Origin of the sequence: Vibrio sp. V42_P2S4T144, from assembly GCF_009904715.1 — a bacterium.
GTDB lineage: Bacteria > Pseudomonadota > Gammaproteobacteria > Enterobacterales > Vibrionaceae > Vibrio > Vibrio alginolyticus.
In genome coordinates, this window is the sequence record NZ_WXWS01000138.1 from 1 (window position 1) to 3603 (window position 3603).

Here is a 3603-nt window from a genome sequence, read left to right on the forward strand (position 1 = left end):
TTGTTGATCAGGTCGCCAAAACAAACTACTGTATAGGCATACAGCATGTATAAAGGAACAGTAAGATGCAGTTACAAAGTCAATCTCATACATACTCTCGTTACAACGTATTGGCACAAGCAACTAAGCCCATGGCCGTTTCGGATCAGCTTCTATCTAAGCTGGCTGTTTTATCGCAGCAGAAACAATGGATTTTGTTTACAGCAGACTGCCCTCGTCCAGACTTTGAACAACTCACTGCTTCTAATATTTGCTGTAAAAACGTTATTCAAATGAAGCCCTCTCAACAGCTTTCAGAAGTCGAGATCGTGATAAAAGCCATCCGATCAGGCAATGCCAGTGCTGTTGTCGCATCCAATAAAATTGCACTTATGAATCAATCTATGTTGCGCGACATGGCGCAGCGCTATCAGTGTGAAGTCTTTTTCGTCGAAGGCAGAGTTAATAAGTACCACTAATAAGTTCGACGTTATCCATCCTGCATCTCGCCTCCTTTTTAAGGGGGCTTTTTTTGTATTAAAGAAAATAGGCAAACGTTTGCTTTTTCTCTGGCGAGTTAAAATAGTTCTGGTATGATGCCCACATTCGATTTATTCAGCGCCCACATTTTGCTGAATATCTTCTCTTTCTGACGTTTGATTAAGATGATAGGAATGTCGCAATGAGCCTTGCTAATCAAGTACTTGCCGTCAATGACGACCTGCCAATTCGCACCCATAAACCCGTTCATAGTGGAAAAGTTCGTTCAGTTTACTGGTTAACTGATGAAGACAGCGCCCGACTGATCAAAGAAAAAGGATACAATGTCGCGCCAGATGCGCCTTTGGCTATCATGGTGATTAGCGACCGAATCTCTGCGTTCGATTGTATTTGGCATGCTGAAGGTGGTCTTAATGGTGTCCCGGGTAAAGGGGCTGCGCTTAATGCGATTTCTAATCACTGGTTCAAACTGTTCAAAGAAAATGGCTTAGCAGATAGCCATATTCTAGACATTCCTCACCCTTTTGTTTGGATTGTACAAAAAGCCAAACCGGTAAAAATCGAAGCCATCTGCCGCAAATACATCACGGGTTCGATGTGGCGCGCTTACGCAAATGGCGAGCGCGAGTTTTGTGGAATCCAACTTCCTGAAGGGTTAGAAAAAGACAAAGCACTGCCAGAGTTGCTAATGACCCCATCCACAAAAGGCATTCTAAAAGGCATTCCCGGTGTGCCAGAAGCGGATGACGTTAATATTACTCGTCAAAATATCGTAGACAACTACGAAGCATTTAACTTCTCAAGTGCGGACGATATCGCACTCTACGAAAAACTGCTGAAAGAAGGCTTTAACGTTATCAGCCAAGCATTAGAAGCAATTGACCAAATCTTTGTCGATACCAAATTCGAATTTGGTTATGTTCATGATGCTGCTGGCAATGAAAAGCTGATTTACATGGATGAAGTGGGTACACCAGACTCGTCTCGTATATGGGATGCTAAAGAGTACCAAGCAGGTCACATCGTAGAGAACTCAAAAGAAGGTTTCCGCCAGTTCCTACTTAACCACTTCCCTGACCCAGATATCTTGCTAAATAAAGAACGTATGCCAGAGCGTGAAGCACTCGCTCGTGATAATGCTTTACCCGTCGAATCTTTGATGGCGATTTCGAGCACCTACATTGGTATTGCCGAGAAGATTACAGGCAAGCCGATTCATTTGAGTGAGAATCCGAAAGCGGAAATCATCGAAGTTCTGAGCAAAGAATACGGATTGATTGACTAGCACTGTCGCTAGATTGCTAAATGCTTTCCAATAAAAAGTCCGCACTAGCTTGCGGACTTTTTTCGTATTAGGCTCAGTTTAGCCGATATTTAACGTAGTGCCATCTGTTGTAGAGGCTGACTTGGTCGTCACCTGATATGTTTTGTCTTTAATCGTTGATACGAAATACCAGGTCGACTCTGCCTTGTCGGGCGTAAAAGTAACGCGCATAAAGCCACGCTGTTTGATGTCTGCCCACTGTAATTCTGACACTAAGTGCGGCAGCGTGTATTCCATTTGAGCGATCGCAACAGGGTCTAACGCGAGGTAGGCCTCTAACCCAGGGGAACTCACAGAGCTAGTCGCAAACTCTACCCCGATAGGATGCTTAGATACGTCTTTAAGCTCACTTGCCCATGCGTTGTGCGTATCTCCTGCCAAACAGACAAAGTTACCACTGCTGGCTTTGGCCAGTTGATAAACGTTCTCTCGCTCAACGTAGTAACCATCCCATGCATCTAGGTTATATGGCAAAGCAATGGTATCTAAACTTGGGTCAGAGAGATAACCCGTAATCGCAGAGTTTACCGCTAATAACGCCTCTGTTTTTTGTTCTTCAGTGGCAGTAAACAATTGAAACATCGCGGTCATAACCGAACTTGGCAACTCCATACGAGACATTAACACTTGTTGCCCTAGCACATTCCAAGTTGCGTCGTGCGTACTGAACGCATCCATCAGCCAAGCGAGTTGGTCAGCGCCTAACAGCTCTCGGTCTTGACTGCGCGACTGGGCAACTAAACCGCCAATAGCTTCCATCGTTGGTGAGCTGAGCGAGAAATAATCCAACGGTTTATCACGCCCCACAAGTCGCGTGTCGAGCATCATCAAATTGACTAAACTTCCAAACGAAAACTGACGGTAAATCAGCATGTTTGAGAAAGTGTTTTCACGAACGGGCAACCATTCTGTCCACGCGGCAGCCGCAGATGCACGACGATCATTAAAACTGCCTTCCTCTTCTTGATGGTTTTCCGCACCATTTTTCCAAGTATCATTTGCAAGCTCATGGTCATCCCAGACAGCAATCATTGGTAGGCTCGCATGTAACGCTTGCAGATCAGCATCTTGGCGATATTGCGCATACCGTTTTCGGTAATCATCTAAGGTAATACATTCAGTGCCTTTGCTTGGCTCTCGCCCTAGTGCCTCAGCATCTTCACTAGCGTAGCCACCAGCACCATACTCATAAATGTAATCACCGAGATGAAGCACCACATCAAACGGGTCTTGCTCATGTTGATTTAAAATCTCTCGATACACATGGAAATAGCCAGCAGGATAGTTTGCACAAGAAACAACCGCCATGGATGCCTTTTCTACACCATCCTCTGGTAATGTTTGAGTTTGCCCGACTTCGCTAGTGACATCTCCAACCATGAATCGATAGTAGTAGCGAGAATTTGCGTTGAGATTTTGAACATCGACTTTTACCGTGAAATCTCGGCTCGTGTCTGTGGCAAAAGTGCCACTTTGCACGATATCAGTAAAATTTTCGTTAGATGAAACTTGCCAGCTTACATCTGCGTAGCTTGCTGAGGTCGTAACACGAGTCCAAATGATTACTTGTGTTTGAGTAGGATCTCCACTCGCCACTCCGTGCTCAAAGGTAACCGCAACAGATTCACTAGCATCGCTACCACAGCCCACCAGCCCGGTAACAATCGCCGTTGAAGAGGCAGCTTTCATAAAGTCTCGACGAGACAAAGACATATTGACTTCCTTTCTTATTGTGTTTGTTTTTATGCCCAAATGACGTGGTGACTCAATCATCCTTGTATGCCAATAAGGGACGTTAA

The 3603-nt window shown here is 44.9% G+C and carries 3 protein-coding genes; 2 read left to right on the forward strand and 1 reads right to left on the reverse strand.

Translation table 11 applies throughout. The annotated features are described in order from the left end of the window. Positions 1-65 precede the first annotated feature (65 nt). The gene (locus CAG68_RS04530; protein ID WP_005377962.1) at positions 66-458 is read left to right on the forward strand and encodes a SulA-like leucine-rich domain-containing protein; all 393 of its coding nucleotides are present in this window, start codon (positions 66-68) and stop codon (positions 456-458) included. A 203-nt stretch (positions 459-661) separates the two neighbouring features. Next, positions 662-1765 carry a phosphoribosylaminoimidazolesuccinocarboxamide synthase gene (locus tag CAG68_RS04535; protein ID WP_064376418.1) on the forward strand — a complete coding sequence of 368 codons (1104 nt, stop codon included), beginning with the start codon at positions 662-664 and terminating at the stop codon, positions 1763-1765. A 78-nt stretch (positions 1766-1843) separates the two neighbouring features. Here CAG68_RS04535 and CAG68_RS04540 read toward each other — a convergent pair whose 3' ends face one another. Beyond that, positions 1844-3517: an alkaline phosphatase D family protein gene (locus CAG68_RS04540; protein ID WP_158173811.1), complete on the reverse strand. Its 1674-nt coding sequence runs from the start codon at positions 3515-3517 to the stop codon at positions 1844-1846. Positions 3518-3603 lie beyond the last annotated feature (86 nt).

What these genes read in the sequence shown, in the direction of transcription:
- CAG68_RS04530 (WP_005377962.1), top strand. Translation starts at nt 66, where the DNA reads ATGCAGTTACAAAGTCAATCTCATACATACTCTCGTTACAACGTATTG.
- CAG68_RS04535 (WP_064376418.1), top strand. Translation starts at nt 662, where the DNA reads ATGAGCCTTGCTAATCAAGTACTTGCCGTCAATGACGACCTGCCAATT.
- CAG68_RS04540 (WP_158173811.1), bottom strand. Translation starts at nt 3,517, where the DNA reads ATGTCTTTGTCTCGTCGAGACTTTATGAAAGCTGCCTCTTCAACGGCG.